This is a genomic window from Arcobacter venerupis, from assembly GCF_013201665.1.
Taxonomy (GTDB): domain Bacteria; phylum Campylobacterota; class Campylobacteria; order Campylobacterales; family Arcobacteraceae; genus Aliarcobacter; species Aliarcobacter venerupis.
Map to the genome: position 1 here is coordinate 2,249,883 of NZ_CP053840.1, position 19,099 is coordinate 2,268,981.

General features: G+C 27.2%; 21 protein-coding genes. 6 read left to right on the top strand and 15 right to left on the bottom strand.

Annotation, left to right across the window (positions count from 1 at the left end):
* Positions 1–108 precede the first annotated feature (108 nt).
* Positions 109–492, bottom strand: coding sequence for a Rid family detoxifying hydrolase (locus AVENP_RS11215; protein WP_128359336.1), 384 nt, complete (start codon positions 490–492; stop codon positions 109–111).
* Between the two features lie 79 nt (positions 493–571).
* Positions 572–2,206 carry a DNA primase gene (gene dnaG, locus AVENP_RS11220; RefSeq protein ID WP_128359335.1) on the bottom strand — a complete coding sequence of 545 codons (1,635 nt, stop codon included), beginning with the start codon at positions 2,204–2,206 and terminating at the stop codon, positions 572–574.
* Between the two features lie 84 nt (positions 2,207–2,290).
* Between dnaG and AVENP_RS11225 the strand changes: the two genes are divergently transcribed.
* The 3 genes from AVENP_RS11225 (at position 2,291) to aroC (ending at position 5,166) form a co-directional block, all read left to right on the top strand.
* Positions 2,291–3,340: a tetratricopeptide repeat protein gene (locus AVENP_RS11225; RefSeq protein WP_128359334.1), complete on the top strand. Its 1,050-nt coding sequence runs from the start codon at positions 2,291–2,293 to the stop codon at positions 3,338–3,340.
* Between the two features lie 68 nt (positions 3,341–3,408).
* Positions 3,409–4,089 carry a ribonuclease III gene (rnc, locus tag AVENP_RS11230; protein ID WP_128359333.1) on the top strand — a complete coding sequence of 227 codons (681 nt, stop codon included), beginning with the start codon at positions 3,409–3,411 and terminating at the stop codon, positions 4,087–4,089.
* Positions 4,090–5,166, top strand: a complete 1,077-nt coding sequence (aroC, locus tag AVENP_RS11235) for a chorismate synthase (protein WP_128359332.1) — start codon at positions 4,090–4,092, stop codon at positions 5,164–5,166.
* Positions 5,167–5,249: 83 nt separating this feature from the next.
* Here aroC and AVENP_RS11240 read toward each other — a convergent pair whose 3' ends face one another.
* The 3 genes from AVENP_RS11240 to AVENP_RS11250 all read right to left on the bottom strand — a co-directional run bounded on the left by AVENP_RS11240 (position 5,250) and on the right by AVENP_RS11250 (position 7,985).
* Entirely contained in the window at positions 5,250–6,053 is an 804-nt protein-coding gene (locus AVENP_RS11240) for a D-alanyl-D-alanine carboxypeptidase family protein (protein WP_172664296.1), read from the bottom strand.
* Between the two features lie 101 nt (positions 6,054–6,154).
* Complete coding sequence (gene htpX, locus AVENP_RS11245) at positions 6,155–7,009, bottom strand: zinc metalloprotease HtpX (protein ID WP_128359330.1); 855 nt, start codon at positions 7,007–7,009, stop codon at positions 6,155–6,157.
* A gap of 55 nt (positions 7,010–7,064) precedes the next feature.
* Positions 7,065–7,985 carry a 5'-nucleotidase gene (locus tag AVENP_RS11250; RefSeq protein WP_128359329.1) on the bottom strand — a complete coding sequence of 307 codons (921 nt, stop codon included), beginning with the start codon at positions 7,983–7,985 and terminating at the stop codon, positions 7,065–7,067.
* Positions 7,986–8,077: 92 nt separating this feature from the next.
* On the opposite strand from AVENP_RS11250, the gene AVENP_RS11255 reads away from it, so the two are divergent.
* Positions 8,078–8,560, top strand: a complete 483-nt coding sequence (locus AVENP_RS11255) for a SixA phosphatase family protein (RefSeq protein WP_128359328.1) — start codon at positions 8,078–8,080, stop codon at positions 8,558–8,560.
* 19 nt (positions 8,561–8,579) lie between these two features.
* On the opposite strand, the gene AVENP_RS11260 is transcribed toward AVENP_RS11255, so the two are convergent.
* The 8 genes from AVENP_RS11260 to AVENP_RS11295 form a co-directional block, all read right to left on the bottom strand.
* Complete coding sequence (locus AVENP_RS11260; RefSeq protein WP_128359327.1) at positions 8,580–9,005, bottom strand: hypothetical protein; 426 nt, start codon at positions 9,003–9,005, stop codon at positions 8,580–8,582.
* Between the two features lie 18 nt (positions 9,006–9,023).
* Positions 9,024–10,364, bottom strand: a complete 1,341-nt coding sequence (gene mnmE / locus AVENP_RS11265) for a tRNA uridine-5-carboxymethylaminomethyl(34) synthesis GTPase MnmE (protein ID WP_128359326.1) — start codon at positions 10,362–10,364, stop codon at positions 9,024–9,026.
* A 2-nt stretch (positions 10,365–10,366) separates the two neighbouring features.
* Positions 10,367–11,242 carry a Jag N-terminal domain-containing protein gene (locus AVENP_RS11270; protein ID WP_128359325.1) on the bottom strand — a complete coding sequence of 292 codons (876 nt, stop codon included), beginning with the start codon at positions 11,240–11,242 and terminating at the stop codon, positions 10,367–10,369.
* 9 nt (positions 11,243–11,251) lie between these two features.
* Positions 11,252–12,874, bottom strand: a complete 1,623-nt coding sequence (gene yidC, locus AVENP_RS11275) for a membrane protein insertase YidC (protein WP_128359324.1) — start codon at positions 12,872–12,874, stop codon at positions 11,252–11,254.
* Complete coding sequence (yidD, locus tag AVENP_RS11280) at positions 12,852–13,199, bottom strand: membrane protein insertion efficiency factor YidD (protein WP_128359323.1); 348 nt, start codon at positions 13,197–13,199, stop codon at positions 12,852–12,854. Before yidD ends, yidC begins: the two co-directional genes overlap by 23 nt.
* Complete coding sequence (rnpA, locus tag AVENP_RS11285; RefSeq protein ID WP_172664356.1) at positions 13,196–13,531, bottom strand: ribonuclease P protein component; 336 nt, start codon at positions 13,529–13,531, stop codon at positions 13,196–13,198. The genes yidD and rnpA overlap by 4 nt, the downstream gene beginning before the upstream one ends.
* Positions 13,519–13,653 (bottom strand): 50S ribosomal protein L34, encoded by a 135-nt coding sequence (rpmH, locus tag AVENP_RS11290; protein ID WP_118886902.1) that lies wholly within the window; start codon positions 13,651–13,653, stop codon positions 13,519–13,521. The genes rnpA and rpmH overlap by 13 nt, the downstream gene beginning before the upstream one ends.
* 65 nt (positions 13,654–13,718) lie before the next feature.
* Positions 13,719–16,295 carry an ATP-dependent Clp protease ATP-binding subunit gene (locus tag AVENP_RS11295; RefSeq protein ID WP_128359321.1) on the bottom strand — a complete coding sequence of 859 codons (2,577 nt, stop codon included), beginning with the start codon at positions 16,293–16,295 and terminating at the stop codon, positions 13,719–13,721.
* Between the two features lie 135 nt (positions 16,296–16,430).
* On the opposite strand from AVENP_RS11295, the gene rnhB reads away from it, so the two are divergent.
* A complete protein-coding gene (gene rnhB, locus AVENP_RS11300) occupies positions 16,431–17,012 on the top strand; it encodes a ribonuclease HII (protein ID WP_128359320.1) in 582 nt (193 codons plus the stop codon).
* 50 nt (positions 17,013–17,062) lie between these two features.
* Here rnhB and AVENP_RS11305 read toward each other — a convergent pair whose 3' ends face one another.
* Complete coding sequence (locus tag AVENP_RS11305; RefSeq protein WP_128359319.1) at positions 17,063–17,377, bottom strand: MTH1187 family thiamine-binding protein; 315 nt, start codon at positions 17,375–17,377, stop codon at positions 17,063–17,065.
* A gap of 178 nt (positions 17,378–17,555) precedes the next feature.
* On the opposite strand from AVENP_RS11305, the gene AVENP_RS11310 reads away from it, so the two are divergent.
* Positions 17,556–17,894: a hypothetical protein gene (locus AVENP_RS11310; RefSeq protein WP_128359318.1), complete on the top strand. Its 339-nt coding sequence runs from the start codon at positions 17,556–17,558 to the stop codon at positions 17,892–17,894.
* On the opposite strand, the gene msrA is transcribed toward AVENP_RS11310, so the two are convergent.
* Complete coding sequence (gene msrA / locus AVENP_RS11315) at positions 17,891–18,376, bottom strand: peptide-methionine (S)-S-oxide reductase MsrA (RefSeq protein ID WP_128359317.1); 486 nt, start codon at positions 18,374–18,376, stop codon at positions 17,891–17,893. The genes AVENP_RS11310 and msrA overlap by 4 nt on opposite strands.
* Between the last annotated feature and the right edge of the window lie 723 nt (positions 18,377–19,099).

Sequence of the window (19,099 nt, forward strand, 5' to 3'; positions counted from 1 at the left end):
TCCTCTAATTCAATTCTATGCTAAGTTCATATTTTGTCATACTAACTCTATTTTTCGAACCGGAATAGTATCTTATTTTAGTTTAAACTTTCTTTAAGCCAAAGACTTTTAATGATAATCATTTGCTAAAGCAATTGCATCAATCATAATCATTGAATTTTTTGGCAATGATTTAACACATATTGTACTACGAGCTGGCTTATGTTCACCAAAAGCTTCAGCAAAAAGTACATTAACAACACCAAAATCATCTATATTTTCCAAATATACAGATACTTTTACTACTTTATCCATTGCACTTTCAGCATCTTCTAAAAGTGTTCTTAAATTTGTAAGAACCTGTCTAGTTTGAACTTTTATATCTCTTTCTACCATTGTTCCATCTAATGTTATTGGAACTTGTGCTGATGTATATACCATTCCATGCACTTTTACAGCAGGAGAGTAAGAGCCTATTGCTAAAGGTAAATAATCACTTGCAATAAATTTCATCTATTATCCTTAGAGTTTTAGTAATTTTTATGAATTCTACAAAAAATAAACTGCTATTTAAATAAATTTTTTAAATTAGTTATAAATTATAACTAACAAGTTTTCCTAATTTTAATTGATATATATTATCTTTTATTTTTCTAATTAAATTTGCTTTTTGTTTAAAGTCTAAAGTTTTATCATATGAAATAGCTGTTAATTTATTTGTATAAAATTTATAAACTAAGGTTAATAATTCTTGATTTAATCTTTCATCATCGTAATTTTCAAGTTTTTCATTTAAAACTATTGAATTTAATGAAATATTCTCAATATCAGTTAATAATAATTCGAACTCATTTTTGTGAGCTTCAAACATAGATGAATCAACAATATCTAAAACAGAATCTAATCTTTTTGGTTTTTCTAAAATAGATTTTATTATACAAAGTTCTGCAATATCAATTTTTGTTAAATTTGGTTCAAAATTTCTTTGTTTATTGGAACTAATCTTAATTAAATTTTCTCTAATATTTAATTTCTGCGCTAAATATCTTTTGTACTCATCTTGATTAAGTAAACTTAATGATTTTAAATATTCATTAGCTTCAACTAAAGCTTTTTGTTTTTGAATTGGATCATTAATTTCATATTTTGAAACTATATAATCTATAGCATAAGGAATATAAGGAATCGGATTTGAAAAAATTTCATTCAATTCATTTATTCTTCCATCATTTACCATATCAGCTGGATCTAACCCACCTGCAAAAATAATAACTCCACCATCAAATTCACTTTGACTTAACATAACTGAAGCTTTAAAAGCAGCTGCAAGTCCAGCTTTATCTCCATCATAAGCTAATATAATTTTTGGTTCACCCCGTCGCAAGAGTGGTAAATGATCTTGAGTTAAGGCAGTTCCAAGTGTTGCCACAGCTGTATTAAATCCTGCTTGATGAAGCATTATTACATCTAAGTAACCCTCACAAACTATGATTTGATTTTTTTTATATATTTGCTCTTTTGCTAAATGGTAACCATATAAAAGTCTTGATTTATTAAATAGTTTTGTTTGGGGTGAATTTACATATTTTGCATTGTGTCCAGTTATGGTTCTACCACCAAAACCTACAAGTCTTCCTGTTATTGAATAAATGGGAAAGGTAATTCTTTCTATGAATCTTGAATATAATCCATTTGTTCCATTATCAATTACACCTAAATCAATAGCATCTGCTAAATTATAATGATTTGATTTTAGAAAATTTATTGTATCTATTGAAACTGGTGCATACCCTATTTCAAATTTTTCTATTGAGAATTCTGAAATCCCTCTTTTTGAAATATACTCTTTTACATTTTCATTATTTACAAAAAGTTTTTGATAATATTTATTAATTTCTTCTAAGATTTTTGTATCTTGTTTTTTTTCATCTGTATTTTCATAATCTAAATTAAAATTATACATTGAAGCTAATTTTTCAATTGTTTCTGGATATGATAGTTTTTCATACTCCATAACAAATTTTATAGAATCCCCACCTACTCCACAACCAAAACAATGATAAATTTGTTTTGCAGGACTTACAACAAATGAGGGAGTTGTTTCTCCATGAAATGGACAACAAGCTTTAAAATTTGCCCCAGTTTTTTTCAATTCTAAAAATTGAGAAATAACATCTACAACATCAAGATTGTTTTTAAGATTTTCAATTGATTCTTTTTTTATCATTTAAAGATTATACCCTTTTATTATTTTATTTGTACTTTTATGTTAATATGCACATCCAAGCATAGAAAATAATTAAGGTTTTATTTGGATAATATAATATTAGAATATCGAGACCCATTATTTGGAATAATATTCCTTGTAGCACTAATATTCATCATATCTTTTATAACTTACTCTTTTAGTATTTATAAAGAAAAAGTTGCCAGAGAAGATTATAGAAAACTATCTGTAAGATTTGAATTGGGGAAATTAAAAGAAGATGATTATGTTCATTTATACAAAACATACAATCTACCATTTGATTCAATACTACTTTTAGCTTCAACTTTTTTACATAAAGGTGATTATAACAAAGCTATTTCTGTGTATCTTACCCTACTTGAACATGTAAATGATCGGGTAAAAAAAGAAGAACTACTTGAACTTTTAGGAACTACTTATTTCAAAGGTGGTTTTTTACAAAGATCAAAAGAGATATTTTTAAGAATTCTAAAATTTTCTCCAAGAAATAGTAATGCTTTAACTTATCTTTTATTAGTTTATGAAAAATTAAAAGATTATAATAAAGCGAAAGAAATAACATTATGTTTAGAAGAACTAGACAAAGATGTAAATATTGATAAAGTTTATTTAGATTCATTAATTATTTTAAATGATTCAGTATTATCTTATGAAAGAAGAACTGAACTTTTATATGAAATTTTTAAAGATAATAAAATTATAGAAAGAATATTTGCTTCATTTTTAATCCAATTTAATAAAACATTTTTTTGGGAGCATATTAAAGAATTTGATTGTTCAAAATACTTAGATGTAATGTGGTATTTAAACTCAAATGATATAGATTTTGAGAAAGTTGTTCAAAATGAATTTTTAATTGAATTATATAATGCAAAGGGATATTTAAATACTTTAAAACATAGCAATGATTTTGATTTTGATATTTTGATACTATTAAATAAACATGAACATAAAATAAAAGCTTCATTAGATTTTGAATTTATATGTTCATCATGTAAACATTCTCATCCTATTTTTGATACTAGATGTCCACATTGTCATAATATTTTAACATTAAATGTGAAACATAGATTAACTAAATCTTTTTATACTAGCAATCAATCTTTACAATAACCCATACAACACTTTCATAATAAAAGATGTGATATACTTGCGAAACTTAAAAATAAAAAAGGAAATACATGAGTGATTATTCAAAATTAGAAAAGTGTTTGGATTATCAGTTTAAAAATAAAGACCTGATAATCGAAGCACTTACACATAAAAGTTACAAGAAACCTTATAACAATGAAAGATTAGAGTTTCTTGGAGATGCTGTTTTAAACTTAATAGTTGGAGAATATTTATATTTAAAATTCCCAAAATCAAATGAAGGTGAATTATCAAAAATAAGAGCATCTTTAGTAAATGAAACGGGATTTACAAGACTTGCAAATGAGATAAAACTTGGTGATTTTATTTACATTTCAACAGCAGAAGAGAGAAATAAAGGTAGAACAAAAGCTTCAATATTATCTGATGCTTTTGAAGCTATTATGGGAGCTGTTTATTTAGAATCTGGATTAGAAACTTTAAAACCAATCATTTTAGATTTATTAGAAAGATCTTATGACAAAATAAATCTTGATGTTTTATTTAGTGATTATAAAACTGCTTTACAAGAAATAACACAAGCAAAATTTGCTTCAATACCAGAATATAAAATCGAGGGTTCATATGGACCTGACCATAAAAAAGAGTTTGAAGTGTCAATTTGGATTGATGGAGTTAATTATGGTAGTGCAAATGGGAAAAGTAAAAAATTAGCACAACAAGCTGTAGCTAAAATAGCAATTAAGAAACTAAAAGAGGAAGAGAACTAAATGAATACTTTTGGACATAGGTTTAGATTCACAACCTTTGGAGAATCACATGGAAAAGCTCTTGGGTGTATAGTTGATGGGGTTCCAGCTGGAATAAAAATTGATGAAGAATTTATTCAAAATGAAATGAATAGAAGAAAACCTGGACAAAACAAATATGCAACTGCTAGAAAAGAAGGTGATGTTGTAGAGATTCTTTCAGGAGTTTTTGAGGGCTTTACAACTGGAACTTCAATTTCTATGATTATTTTTAATGAAAATCAAAAAAGCAGTGATTACTCAAATGTAAAAGATTTATTCCGTCCTGGTCATGCTGATTTTACTTATTTTAATAAATATGGGATTAGAGATTATAGAGGTGGAGGAAGAAGCAGTGCAAGAGAAACAGCAGCAAGAGTTGCAGCAGGAGCAATTGCAAAACTTATGTTAAATGAACTTGGAATAAAAGTGCAAAGTGGTATTTGTGAAATAAATGGAATAAATGCCAATAATTACGATTTTTCAAAAGTTAGTGAATCTGAAATTTTTGCCCTTGATTTTGAAGTTGAACAAGCACAAAAAGATGCTATATTAGAAGCAAAAAACTCTCATAATAGTGTTGGTGGAATTGCTTTAATAAATGTAAAAAATGTTCCTATTGGACTGGGTGAACCACTGTATTTTAAACTTGATTCACAAATTGCAAATGCAATGATGGGAATAAATGCTGTAAAAGCTGTAGAGATTGGTGATGGAATATTATCAGCAAAAGTAAAAGGTTATGATAATAATGACCAAATAAGGAAAGATGGATTTAAAACTAATCACAGTGGAGGAATTCTTGGTGGAATTTCAAATGGTGATGATATAAATGTAAAAGTTCATTTTAAAGCAACACCATCTATTTTTATACAACAAGAAACAGTTGATATTAACAATAATGAAGTTGATTGCCAATTAAAAGGAAGACATGATCCTTGTGTAGCAGTTCGGGGAAGTGTTGTTGCTGAATCTATGATGGCTTTAGTTCTTGCAGATATGGTTTTACTAAACATGTCATCTAAAATGGAAAATGTTAAGAAAGTTTACTCTAAATAAAGATTCATTTAAAGTTTTTTATATATACTTTCATCTTAAAAGCAACTCTTTGGTCAAGTGTTGCTTTTTTTATGTAAGCTGAATTAATTTATGATTGAATCTAATGCTCTTTTAGCATTTGGCCATCTGTTATGGGCATTTAACATAACCATTAAAATATCTTGTTTACCTTTTTTTGCTCTTGCTATCAAGCAAGCTCCCGCTTTGTTTGTATAACCTGTTTTAACACCAACAACATAAGGGTCATCTCTTAATAATTTATTACTTGAACTAACAAAATATCTTTTATTAGTATTAATTGCCGTGAAAGAGTATTTATCCATTTTTACAATAGAGTTAAATGTTGGATTTTTTATAGCATATTCAGTAAGTATCATTAAATCTTTTGCAGTTGTTTTGTGATTTCCAATATCAAAACCACAAGGATTAGTAAAGTTTGTATTTTTCATACCGAGTTTTTTTGCTTTTATATTCATCATATTTACAAATAACTCTTTATTCCCTTTGCCAAGATAAATAGCTATTGAATTTGCTGCATCGTTTGCAGATTTAATAAGTGCTGCATGAACTAAATCTTTTAAATAAAACTTTTCTCCAACTTGAAGATTTGCAATTGTTGGTTCAACTTTTTTCATCTCTGCTGTAATAGTAACTACACTATTCATTTTCCCACTCTCAATGGCAAGCATTGCTGTCATAATTTTTGTTAAACTTGCAGGTCTAAGCTTTAAATTTTCATCCTTGCTAAATATTAATTTCTTATTATTTAAATCTTTTATTATTATGGAATCCAAATCTTTTTCAATTTTGTGAAAAACATCTGAACTATTAGAGAATCCTAGAGTAGGAATAAACACAAAACATAAAAGAATAAAAAGAAATTTCATTGCACAACCTATTTTTAAAATACATTTTAATAAAAAATGTTTAATATGACGTAAAGTATAGAATTATACAATAGAAAAACTAATTTTAAATATAAATCTGTTTAATAAATCTCTTTTTTTAATTCTTCAAGTCTAGCTATTCTATCTTCGGTTGAAGGGTGTGTTCTGAACAATGTACCAAGTGTTGATTTTAACCCTGAAAATGGATTAATAATAAACATATGTGCTGTTTGTTCAGTTGCATTATGTACTTGGTGTCCACTTCTTGCATAGTTCTCTAATTTAAGTAATGCAGACTGTAAACCAGCTGGATTTCCTGTCATTCTAGCGGATCCTTCATCTGCCATGAATTCTCTGCTTCTACTGACTGTCATTTGAATAATTGAAGCAGCTAGAGGCAATAATATTGCCATTGCAATCATCATTATTGGATTTGTTCCTTGCCTATTATTATTTCCTCCAAACATAGCACCAAACTGCATCATATTTGCAATCATTGCAATTGCTCCTGCAAATACAGCAGCAATTGTTCCTATTAAAATATCATAATGTTTTATATGAGACAATTCATGTGCAATAACCCCTTCTAACTCTTTTTCGTTCAACATTTCATATAAACCCATTGTAACTGCAACGGCAGCGTGTTCATAGTTTCTTCCCGTTGCAAAGGCATTTGGAGTATGATCAGGGATCAAATAAACTTTTGGCATAGGAAGACCAGCTTTAAGTGTTAATTTCTGTGTAATTTTATATACGGGATGTTTTGAATCTTCAAGAAGTGTTGCATCATAATGTTTTAAAACTTGTTGGTCTGAATAATAATAAGCATAAAAGTTCATACCACCTGCAAGTAAAAATGCAATTAACATCCCATTTGTTCCACCAAATGAGTAACCTATAAATACAAATAAAACCGTAAGGAAAGTAAGTAAAAAAACTGTTTTAATTTGTTCCATTTTATTCTCCTAAATTTTTATTTATTCTAACAAATTTTGGTTAATACAAATTTAACTATTTATTAATGTTATTTAATTCAGAACCTTTTTTATAGGGAACTTTTGCACTTGGTGCTATCTTTGAAGTAGTTTCAAGATGTACATCTTGATCATCAAAAAATATATCGGCACCAAAAGCTTTTACAACTTCATATTTATCAACTCCACCTAGAAAAAATGCTTCGTCAAGTCTTACATTCCATTGGGATAATGTTCTTATTACCCTTTCGTGAGCTGGCGAATTTCTTGCTGTTATTAAAGCTGTTCTAATTGGTGTTTGTTCATGTGGATATTTTGCTTGAATATTTGAAATTAATTTTAATAATTGAGCGAATGGTCCACTTTGCATAGCATTTAGAGCATTTTGTTTTTCATACTCTAAAAAAGCTTCTAAACCATTTTTTTTATAGATAATTTCTGATTCTTCTGAAAATAGAACAGCATCACCATCAAAAGCAATTTTAACTTGATTCGAATTTTCATCTTCTATTTCATCATAGGGTAAAATCCTCGCAGCTGCAATTCCCTCATTTATCGCATTTTGAACATCTTGTTCATTTGCAGATAAAAACAGATCTACTTTAAAAGGTTTCAAATATTTTGAAATATCATTTCCTCCACTCCACGCGGAACGTTGAATATCCAGTTTGTATTTTTCAATTGATTTTGTAATTCTAAGACTAGTAGCAGAGTTATTTCTTGACATAATTATAACTTCAACTTGTTTGTCATCTGGAAAATCTTCATTTATTCTTAAAAGATTTCTTACAAGTCTAAAACCAGTACCTTTTTTTGGTAATAAGTCTTCATTTTCAATTTGATATTTATAATATTCATCAAGTCCTTTCTCTTCAAAGATTTTATTTTCATCTTCAAGATTAAATAAAGCCCTTGATGAAATAGCAATTACTAACTTTTTATTTAAATCATATCCCAAAATCAAACCTTTTATTTTTTAATTACTCTAATTTTATATAAAAAAAAGCAAATATAACTTAAAATGGAACATTATTTTTAATAAGAGAGAAAATGAAAAAACTTTACATTGTAAGACATGCACAAAAAGAAGAAGAACAATTAGGTCAAGATGATTATGATAGACAATTAAGTCCAAAAGGAATTGAAGATTCAAAAAATATGGCAAAATTTTTTGCCTCAAAAAATCCATTTATTGATTTAATCATATCAAGCCCAGCGAAAAGAACAAAAGAAACTGCTGAAATATTTGCAGAAGCTTTAGAATATAAAAAATCTATAATGCCAAATGATATTTTGTATAGAGCATTTGTTAATGAGTTAATTGAAACTATTAGTTATACATTTGATACTGTTAATTCTATGCTTTTAATTGGACATAATCCATCTTTAACAGCATTGGCAATCACTTTAGTAGAATTTAGGGAAGAATTTAAAATGGGTGCAATTATGGAAATAGATTTTGATTGTGATTCATGGATGGATATTTCAAAAGAAAATGCAAAACTAATCTCTTATGAAACACCGGATAAATAGTAAAATTTATAAAATTTTACTATTTATCCAAATTCCCATTTAAAAGAACTAAAGAAGCTAAATTTGTTAGCTCTTTGATATTCTCTTTAGTTATTTGAGGATTATCTCCAAGTATTGAAGAAAATATATCTGTAAAATTTTGTCTTGCCCAAGTTCTTAACTCTGGGGCAGTCATAAACTTATTTGTTGAAAGGACTTTCCCTTTTTTATTAGTAATGGTAACCTTTGCACTATCATTATTTTCAAAATTTCCCTTTATTCCATCATTATTTGAAATCTGATAGGTAACCGTTGCATCATATAATTTTCCTTTTACAAGAGAACCATTATCTACAACTTTTCTTGGAAAACCAGAAGTTTTGAAAAATCCATCCCATTGATCTGCTAATAAATTTGAAAAGCTAAAACTTATCATCAATGAAATCAAAATAAAATACTTTTTCATTCTTTTTCCTAATTAATCTTATTTACCTAAACAAAACTCACCAAACATTACATCTAACATTTGGTCATTTTCATAAGGTCTTGTAATTGATGAAATTTGTTCTAATGCATCTGCAATATAATGAGCAAAAAATTCCAACTCTCCACTTTCTAAAGGATTTTTTGATAAATTTATACTATAAAGTGTATTTTCGACAGAAATAATCTGTCTTTTTGAAATCAGTGTCATTTCATCACTATGAGTATTTGAATCTAAAATTAACTCTATCTTTTTAATTAATGGATTTATATCATCTTTTGTTGATAATTCAATAAAATTATCTATTTTTGTTTTATCAAATTTATTTTCTAAATCTGATTTATTTAAAACAGTTAAAATCTCTTTACTAGAATTCTCTTCTATTAACTCAATAATCTTTTTATCTTCATCATCACAAACTTTTCCATTATCAAATAAGGCAATAACAATATCTGCTTCATTTATAGCTTGAATAGATTTTTCAATTCCTATTTTCTCAATAACATCACTTGCATTTCTTATACCTGCTGTATCAACAATTTTTATAATATGTGTACCAATTTTTACTGATTCTTCTATTGTATCTCTTGTTGTTCCTGCAATATCAGAAATAATTGCTCTATCGTAATTTAAAAGTTTATTTAGAAGTGAAGATTTACCAACATTTGGTTTTCCAATGATTGCAACTTTAAAGCCATCAAGCATACCTTCTCTTCTTCTACTTGCTTCTAAAGTATTAGATAGTTTAACAAGAATTTTTTCCATCTTACTTTTGATTTGCACAAAAATATCATTTGGTAAATCATCTTCAGCATAATCTATAGAAACTTCAGTGTAAGCTAGCATAAAAAGTAAATCTTCTCTAATTTCATTTACAAAACTCGTTAATTCACCTTTTAATTGTCTTGCTAATAATTTTACAGCATCTTCACTTCTTGCTTCTATTATTTTTGAAATTGCTTCTGCTTTAGTTAAATCCATTTTATTATTAAAAAAAGCTCGTTTAGAAAACTCACCAGGATTTGCAATTCTAGCACCATGATTTATTGCTTCATTTATAAGCATATTTGCAATTGCAACTCCACCATGACATTGAAATTCAATAACATCTTCACCTGTAAATGAAAAAGGTGCTTTAAAATAAATAACTAAAGCTTCATCTATTACTTCATTATTTATATCATACAAAGAAGAAAGAGTTGCAAGTCTTGGTTGGAAAGCTATTTTTTTTGAAATTTTTGTAGCAATTTCAAGAGCATTAACTCCCGAAATTCTAACTATTGAAATAGAGCCAATTCCATTGGCTGTTGCAATTGCAACAATTGTAGCATCATCAAACAAGATTAAATTTCTCTTGCTCTATATTCATTAACAAGTACATATTTATCACCTCTAACATTTGTTTTAACTGCAACATATTTATCAGGGAACTCTTCTCTTAATTTTTTAAGTGCAATATGAACTAAAATACCATCTAAAGGTTTAGTTTTGAATGTACCTTTTTCTTTAATTATTTCTATTATTGGTTCAAGATATGCATAAATTGCTTCTTCTTGATTTTTCAAAAATTGTGCGACTTCAAGTCTTAACATTAAACCATATTTTTCATTTATCCAATTAAATAAAATATAAGATAAGGCTTTATATCTGTAACCCTCTTTTCCAATTAATAAAGCTGAATCTTCACCTAAAAATTCGATATATAAAGTCTCTTCATCATAAAATTCTACATTTATTTCATCAAGAGAATAACATGTAGTATCAAATAATAAATGAATTCCCTCTTTTACTTCTTCAATAATTTTTTCTTTATCTTTTTTGATAATTATTTTTGAAATTTCATTATCTAATGATTCTTCATGATAAAACTTATCAAAAATTCTATCTTTTGAATCAACTTTTGGAACAGATGAATTGATTTCTTCTTTTCTCTCTCTTGAAAAAGATTCTCTTTCATCTTTTTGATGTGAGTACTCAATTCGTTCTGAAACTTCTTGAATTTTCACATCTTTATTTTTAAATATTTTACTTTCTTGAGTATAAGTTTTACAATTATCTTTAAAACAAACTTCTATAATGGCACTTTTTTTTCCAAAACCAAGAAATCCTTTACTTGGTTGTTGGATAACTTCTATTTCTAACTCTGTAATAGAACAATTAAACTCCGCAGTGGCTAATTCATAGACCTTTTCTAAACAATTCGCTTCAAACTTTTTCATATTAGGTTCCTAATTTTTTTCAGCTCTTTTTCTTTCGAATACACTATTAATATAGTATTGTTGACCGATAGTAAATAAATTATTTATAAACCAGTACAATGTAAGTCCTGCTGGGAACCACAAGAAGAAGAATGTGAAAACGACTGGTAAAAATTGGAATATTTTCTTTTGCATTTCATCTTGCATTGTATTTGGTGTAATTTTTTGTTGTAAATACATTGTTGCACCCATTAAAACTGGCAATACAAAATATGGATCCATTTCAGCTAAGTCATGTACCCAGAACATCCAAGGTGCACCTTTTAATTCAATCGCATTCAATAAAACTCTATATATAGCAAAGAATACTGGAATTTGTAGAATTAATGGTAAACATCCACCCATTGGATTTGCACCATGTTTTTTATAAAGTTCCATCATATGCATAGATTGTTTTTGTTTATCATCTTTATATTTAGCTTGAATCTCTTTCATTTTAGGAGCTAAATCTTTTAACTTTTGCATTGATACCATTCCTTTGAATGATAAAGGGAAAAGTACTAATTTAATCAAAATTGTTAAAATAACAATTGTCCAACCCCAGTTTCCAACATAACCTTGTATAAATTGTAATAATAAGAACATAGGTTTTGCAATAAATGTAAACCAACCATAATCAATTACATCAATTAATTCTGGGTTTAGAGCTGCTAAATCTCTATGATTTTTGGGTCCAATAAATCCTGAAAAAGTTACATCACTTCCTCCATGAATAAATCCTTGAGGATTAGATTTTGTATCTGGCATTAAAGTTATGCTTAATGATTTTTCAAAATTATAAATAACAGTTGTATAGTATCTATCAAAACTTGATAAAAATTTTGCTCCAATAATATTTTCATTTTTATCTAATTTACCATCTTCAATTGTTTTTAAAGTGTTATCATTAAGTTTTGAAATAAATCCATGAACAGCATACATATCAGCTAAAACATTTGGTCTAAAACCATTTGTAATAAAAAATTGTTTTTCATTTGTAGTACTAACATTTAAATCATAATGTCCATCAGGATAAAAAGTTAATTTTTTTGTTAAAACAGTTCCATTTAGAGTCTGAGTTAATACAAGTTCTTGTGATGATGTTGTTGCATCAACATTTGCTAAACTTGCAACTACATTAACTTTAAAAGCATCTGCATTTATATTTGCATCTGCAAATCTAACTTCAAGTGGTCTTAATTGGTTTGATTCAAATAATTTAATCTGATTAGCATTTTCATCTTTATATTTCTCTTCAACTAAAGTAACTTGTGCTACTCTACCTAAAGTATCAATTTCTATTGTACTTTTAGCAGTTTTAATTGTAGAAACAATTTGTGAAGTTGCTATTGATTTAGATGATAAAGCATCAGTAGAATTTGACATATCAACTGGGTTACCATTAACATCAGTTGAAACCATTTTTGTATCAACTGAATTCACATCAGGTGCAACATTTTGTTTTTGTGTTTGTTCTTGTTTTGCAAGAGCTGCTTTTGCTTCTTGTTGTGGTTTTAAAACCAAAAACTCATAAGCTATAAAAAATACAAATACTATTAATGTCATAATTAACATTCGTTTTTGCATACCGTTATTTTGATTCATGTTGTTCATTCTTTTCTTTCCACTCCCGATTCTTTACTACTAAATACTTACCATTTTTCAATGGAATATACCAATATTTTATTTTGATTTTTTCAAAATTGATATTTTGATTTGCTTTTAACTTTATGATAGGATAGTCAAATCCACCTTCAAAAAGTTGATTACACTTTAATATTCGCGTTATTGTAAAATAAATCGCCTTAAAAAAAGTATTGTTGTCTAATTGCCACAATGCATATTGAGAACATGTTGGGTAATATCGACATGATCCAAAAGCTAAAATTGTTAAATATTTCTGATAAAATCGTATTAAATATTTAAAAATTGTTTTCATTTTAAGACTTCTAATCTTTTTAATGCGAAGTCAAAATCTTTTTTTAATTCTAAAAAAGTTTTATCATGTAAGGTTATTTTTGCAACAAATATATAATTACCAATTACTAATTGTTGTTCATAGGAAGCGAATAAAGCACGCATTCTTCTTCTTGCTTTATTTCTATTTACTGCATTTCCGACTTTTTTGGAAGTAACAAAAGCAGCTTTTAGTGTAGTGCTAGAACTAAAAAAAGCGACAAAGCTGGTAGTATGCCATCTTTTGCCGCTTTTATATAGTTTGTTAAAGTCTCTCGAACTATTAAGTCGATGTTCTTTATTTAAACAGCTAATTTATGTCTACCTTTAGCTCTTCTTGCGTTAATAACTCTTCTACCATTTTTAGTAGCCATTCTTACTCTGAACCCGTGAGTTCTTTTTCTTGGAGTATTGTGCGGTTGATACGTTCTTTTCATCTTAGATTTCCTCTATATTCACTAAATAAGTTGGGGATTATAGTTAAATTTTGCTTAAATATTCTTTAGTTAATCTTTACAACTACTTCATTATCTTGAACATCAAATTCAATAATACTTCCCTCACCTATTTTATCTTCTAAAATTAAATCAGCTAATTTATCTTCAACTATCTCATAAATGGCTCTTTTTAGAGGTCTTGCGCCATACACTGGATCAAATCCAATTTTTGCAATATACTCTTTTGCATTTGGCGTTAAAGAAATTTGTATATCTTTTTCTTCAACTTTTTTCTTAATATTATTAAATAAAATATCTACAATATTTGTAATTGCTTCTAGATTTAATTGTTCAAAAATAACAATATCATCTAATCTATTTAAAAATTCTGGTCTAAAATGATTTTTTAATTCATTTAAAACAGCTTTTCTTCTTTCATCTTTATCACTAATTTCAATAATTCTTGCACTTCCAATATTTGAAGTTAAAATTATAATTGTATTTTTAAAATCTACTGTTACACCTTTGTTATCAGTTAATCTTCCATCATCTAAAACTTGCAATAAAATATTAAATACATCTGGATGAGCTTTTTCAACTTCATCAAATAAGATTACACTATATGGTTTTCTTCTAACAGCTTCTGTTAATTGTCCACCTTCTTCATATCCCACATAACCTGGAGCTGCTCCAACTAGTCTTGAAACTGCGTGTTTTTCCATATATTCACTCATATCAAATCTAATAAGTGATTTTGGATCATCAAATAAGAATTTTGCTAAAGTTTTTGCACTTTCAGTTTTTCCAACTCCCGTTGGTCCTAAAAATAAGAATGATCCAATTGGTCTATTTGCTTCACTAAGTCCTGCTTTATTTCTTTTTATAGCTCTGCTAATTGCTTTTAGTGCTTCATCTTGGCCAATAACATCTTTTTTTAAAACTTCTTCTACCATTAAGATTTTTTGTTTTTCACTATCCATCATTTTATTAACTGGAATTCCAGTCCATCTTGAAACTATACTTGCAATTGCTTCTTCATCAACAGAATTTCGTAAAAGAGTTCCTTCTTTTTGCATTCTTTTCCATTTTTCTTCATTCTCTTTTATTTTTGCTTCTAAACTTGGAATTTCGCCGTATTCTATTTGAGCTGCTTTTTCAAAGTTTGATTCACGTTTTGCAATATTTGCTCTATTTTTTAGCTCATCAATTTTTACTTTTAATTCACTTGTAGTATTAAAAGTTGCTTTTTCATTTGCAAATCTAGCTTCTAAATTTTGTTTTTCTTCATTTTTATCTGCTAATTCTTTTTCTATTTGAACAATTCTTTCATCATTTTTTTTACCCTCTTCCATTTTAAGAGCTTCTTTTTCTACATTTAAAGTTTGAATCTCTCTTTTAATCGATGAAAGGGCATTTGGTTCTGATTCTATTTGCATTTTAAGTTCAGCTGCTGCTTCATCTATTAAATCAATTGCTTTATCTGGTAAAAATCTATCTGTAATATATCTATTTGATAGTTTTGCAGCTGCAACTAAAGCACTATCATTAATTGTTACATTATGATGAGTTTCAAGTTTTTCTTTTATACCTCTTAAAATTTGTAAAGCTTCATTTACTGTTGGTTCATCAACTTTTACAGGTTGAAATCTTCTTTGCATTGCTGCATCTTTTTCAAAATATTTTCTATACTCTTTTAGCGTAGTTGCACCAATAGTGTGAAGTTCACCCCTTGCAAGAGATGGTTTTAAAATATTTGCTGCATCCATAGAACCTTCACTAGCACCTGCACCTATGATTGTATGAATTTCATCGATAAATAAAATGATATTTCCAGCTTTTTTTACTTCATCAATTACTGATTTTAATCTATCTTCAAACTCACCTCTATATTTAGCCCCTGCAATTAATGCACTCATATCTAAAGTTACAACTCTTTTATTAAGTAGTGAAGTTGGAACTTCTTTATTTACTATTCTTTGAGCAAGACCCTCAGCAATAGCTGTTTTTCCAGTTCCTGGTTCTCCCAATAATATTGGGTTATTTTTTGTTTTTCTAATTAGAATTTGCATCATTCTATTAATTTGTTCATCTCTTCCAATAACTGGATCTAGTTCTCCATCAATAGCTTTTTTATTTAAATCTATTCCATATTTATTTAAAGCTTCTAAATTTTCATCACTACTTGAACTATCAATAGTTTTTCCAGCTCTCATAGCTTCAAGTTCTTTTTTTGCTTCTCTTAAATCTATGTATTTTCCTAATACATCTTTTATTATTTGTAAATCAAAATTTGAAATAAGCCAAGTATCAACAGCAATAAACTTATCTCCAAAACTTGTCATTAAACCTTCCGCATTTTGTAATGATGAAATAAGATTTCTTGATAGTTTTATACTCTCTTTAGTTACACTTGAAACACTTGAAAGTTTTTGTGCATGTGATTTTGCTTCAAGTTCAACTGCTGCTTTATTTACATTCATTTTATTTAATAATTGATTCAAAACAGAATTTGTATTTGTTAATAATGCCCAAATTAAGTGTACAACTTCAACCTCTTGGTTTTTGTTATGTAAAGCCAAAGCTACACCTGAGTCTATTGTTTCTGTCAATTGATTTGTTAGTTTTTCAAAAATTTTATCCATAATTAGCACTCCTTTGTTTTAACTGCTAAGAAATTATATCACTTGAGTCAATGTTTGTCAAGTCAATTCAACATAATAAATTTATAATAGATATTATATACTAAATTATTATAATATTAAAAGGACTTATTTTATATGTTATGTGGAATTGATGAAGCAGGAAGAGGGCCTTTAGCTGGTCCTTTAGTTGTAGCTGGAGTAGTTTTAAAAGAAGAAATTGTTGGATTAAATGACTCAAAAGTTTTAAGTGAAAAAAAAAGAGAAAACCTTTTTTCCAAAATAAAAGAAAAATCATATTATCATATTGTGTTCACTAGTGCTAAAAGTATCGATGAGTTAGGTCTTAGCGCATGTTTAAAAAATTCTATTATTGAAATAATGGATATTTTAAAAAATAATTGTGATGAGTTTTTAATGGATGGAAATACAACTTTTGCAATTGAAAATCTTAATTGTAAAATAAAAGCAGATGCAACTGTGCCACAAGTTAGTGCAGCCTCAATCCTTGCAAAAGTTTCAAGAGATAGATATATGTGTAATATTAGTGAAAAATATTCAAATTATAATTTTTCTAAACATAAAGGTTATGGAACAAAAGCGCATGTTGATGCAATCAAGAAGTTTGGAAGAAGTGATGAGCATAGATTTAGTTTCAAACTTAAAGCTTTGGATGAATGTAATGATAAGGATTCAACAAAGTCTTTATTTAAAGATTAACTCAAAAAATATTAAAATATATAAAAATAAATTTAGAGATTAATCTAAATTTATTTTGAAACTTCACCAATATATTTTTCAACAGATTCTATTTTAGTTTTTAATCTATTATCGTGCCCTACTCTAATATCAAATTTCAAAGTTGCATATACTCTATTACAACCTAATTCTTCTAATCTTAAATAACATTTTTCAGCTAAAGATAAAGCTTCTGACATAGTGTTTGTTTCAATAATAGTTGCCATTGATGTTAATTGATAATTTACTCCACTATCCCTTATAATTTTTATAACTTCAGCAACTTCTTTGCTTTTACTTTCACTTTTATCTGTTGGAAACATACTCATTTCCATTAAAATTGACATATTTAGCCTTTGTATTAATATTTTATATGAAAAGATTATAACATAGCTATTTTTGAAATTAATATTATTCTTAAATGAATATAATATATACAATTAGCTCTTAGGTAAATATCTATTTTTTATTTATTATTCAAACTAATTTTGATAACATATATAATAATTAATTAAAAGGATTAAAATGCAATTAAATGTATCTTCAGAAGTAATATTATCTCAATTAGGGTATTCAAAAAGTGAAGCTTCAATAAAACAAGCTGAAAAAATCATAGAATCAACAACAAATTTTGATAAATTTGCAAAACACATTTTTACGCTAAATGATCATCTTAAAAAAATGAATGCTTATGTTGGACTTTCAAATAAATCAAATCATTTTAAAATAAAATGTGATGAAAATGATTCTACAGAAATTTTAGAAGAGTTTCATCAAGAAGTTTCACATTGGGCAGAGAAGTACAATGTAAAACTTCAAAAATTAGATGATAGACATATCTATTATGTTTTAGGTGCTGTTTAAAATATCTTTTTATAACTATGACAATAAGGCATCTTTTGATGTCTTTCATAGTAATCTTGATGATACTCTTCTGCTTCATAAAATGGTACTAACTCATATAAAGAAGTAGCTACTTTAAAACCTTTACTTTCCAACTCTAATATCAATTTTTCACTTATAACTTTTTGTTCTTCATTTACATAAAATATTGCTGATAAATATTGACTTCCAATATCTGGACCTTGTCCATTTATTTGTGTAAAATCATGTATTTCAAAAAAAAGTTTAGCCAACTCTTCAAAACAAACAACACTTTCATCATAAGAAACTTCAACAACTTCTAAATGTCCTGTAGAGCCTGAACAAACCATATAATAATCGGGATTAACTATATGTCCCCCCATATAACCAGAAATCGCTGATTTTACACCATTTAGTTTTTCAAAATGATATTCAACTCCCCAAAAACAACCTGCTGCGAAATATGCTTTTTTAATGCCCATAAAACCGACCTTTCCATTGTGGATGAATGTTTTCCAAATTAAAATGAATATCCCAAAAAATGGAACTTTTTTTAATAAGTATCACAATTTTTTATCCATTGTTGATATATTTTAGTCGAATAATACTTATATATTTATTTATATTAGACAATACTTTTTAACCGTCTTTCTATTAAACTATAATCTTCCTATTTCCGAACAATTTATCTTTTTACCTTCATTTTAAAGCACTAAAACCATATCTTATTTTTCCATTTTACCAATATTTAAAAACAGATTTTAAAATCTGATGTAATTCACTATCTGGTAAATTTACTTCTGATTCATTAATATCTATTAAGAAGTTTAATATATGATTTTGATTCAATAGTTTTCGTCTTGATATTCATATATATTTGATAAAGTTTTTTATTAAAAGTTCTTTTAGCTCATCTTATATTGTTTTATATGGTTGTATTTTTGTCATTTATTGCTCCTATTTTTTTGGGAGCAACGATTGAAGAGACTGAATTAACGAGAGTGAAAAATTGGCGAGTATGTTTTTGATTTAAGTATTTATCAGTTTTTAGAGTATTTTTATACAATGTTTATCAAAAAATATAGATGCAAGTATATTTTTTCTGGAAAATGTTTTTAGATGAACATTACCAAAAAACTTTTAGTATTTGCAATTAGAGTAGAATTCGTAATCTTCTACTTGTTTTCTAAGATTTTCTAAATGTT

Bases quoted from the DNA above. Each gene is read 5' to 3' on its own strand.
- AVENP_RS11215 (WP_128359336.1), bottom strand. From the start codon at position 492: ATGAAATTTATTGCAAGTGATTATTTACCTTTAGCAATAGGCTCTTAC.
- dnaG (WP_128359335.1), bottom strand. From the start codon at position 2,206: ATGATAAAAAAAGAATCAATTGAAAATCTTAAAAACAATCTTGATGTT.
- rnc (WP_128359333.1), top strand. From the start codon at position 3,409: ATGAGTGATTATTCAAAATTAGAAAAGTGTTTGGATTATCAGTTTAAA.
- aroC (WP_128359332.1), top strand. From the start codon at position 4,090: ATGAATACTTTTGGACATAGGTTTAGATTCACAACCTTTGGAGAATCA.
- AVENP_RS11240 (WP_172664296.1), bottom strand. From the start codon at position 6,053: ATGAAATTTCTTTTTATTCTTTTATGTTTTGTGTTTATTCCTACTCTA.
- htpX (WP_128359330.1), bottom strand. From the start codon at position 7,009: ATGGAACAAATTAAAACAGTTTTTTTACTTACTTTCCTTACGGTTTTA.
- AVENP_RS11255 (WP_128359328.1), top strand. From the start codon at position 8,078: ATGAAAAAACTTTACATTGTAAGACATGCACAAAAAGAAGAAGAACAA.
- AVENP_RS11260 (WP_128359327.1), bottom strand. From the start codon at position 9,005: ATGAAAAAGTATTTTATTTTGATTTCATTGATGATAAGTTTTAGCTTT.
- AVENP_RS11270 (WP_128359325.1), bottom strand. From the start codon at position 11,242: ATGAAAAAGTTTGAAGCGAATTGTTTAGAAAAGGTCTATGAATTAGCC.
- yidC (WP_128359324.1), bottom strand. From the start codon at position 12,874: ATGAACAACATGAATCAAAATAACGGTATGCAAAAACGAATGTTAATT.
- yidD (WP_128359323.1), bottom strand. From the start codon at position 13,199: ATGAAAACAATTTTTAAATATTTAATACGATTTTATCAGAAATATTTA.
- rpmH (WP_118886902.1), bottom strand. From the start codon at position 13,653: ATGAAAAGAACGTATCAACCGCACAATACTCCAAGAAAAAGAACTCAC.
- AVENP_RS11295 (WP_128359321.1), bottom strand. From the start codon at position 16,295: ATGGATAAAATTTTTGAAAAACTAACAAATCAATTGACAGAAACAATA.
- rnhB (WP_128359320.1), top strand. From the start codon at position 16,431: ATGTTATGTGGAATTGATGAAGCAGGAAGAGGGCCTTTAGCTGGTCCT.
- AVENP_RS11305 (WP_128359319.1), bottom strand. From the start codon at position 17,377: ATGTCAATTTTAATGGAAATGAGTATGTTTCCAACAGATAAAAGTGAA.
- AVENP_RS11310 (WP_128359318.1), top strand. From the start codon at position 17,556: ATGCAATTAAATGTATCTTCAGAAGTAATATTATCTCAATTAGGGTAT.
- msrA (WP_128359317.1), bottom strand. From the start codon at position 18,376: ATGGGCATTAAAAAAGCATATTTCGCAGCAGGTTGTTTTTGGGGAGTT.